Below are 302 nucleotides of genomic sequence, written 5' to 3'. Positions count from 1 at the left end.
TNNGCNGAGTCTGCTGANGTGATCNCGCCGTCTCAACTATCTGATCTGGTGGGCCGGCGGTCACATCCGGCCCGCAGTTCGCGGATAGCCTTCGGGCATCTTGGTGAGCTGGTTGGAGCTAGTTGGAACGGACAATGCGTATGTCGGTGCGTGCGCGCAGATTGCGGGCGGAAGAGTTCCGGCGGCTCGAGCGGGGTTACCTGCAACAGGCCGAGCATTCGCCGGGAGGGCTCGAACAAGACAGCTTGCTCAATCTCGCTCGGGGTTTCGGATATGCGGCCGAGCAAATCGAGAAACGCGCG

The sequence above is a fragment of the Bradyrhizobium sp. Ec3.3 genome (genome assembly GCF_000472925.1).
Lineage (GTDB): Bacteria > Pseudomonadota > Alphaproteobacteria > Rhizobiales > Xanthobacteraceae > Bradyrhizobium.
The sequence above is the reverse complement of the archived record's forward strand: the minus strand, read 5'-3'. Positions refer to the sequence as shown.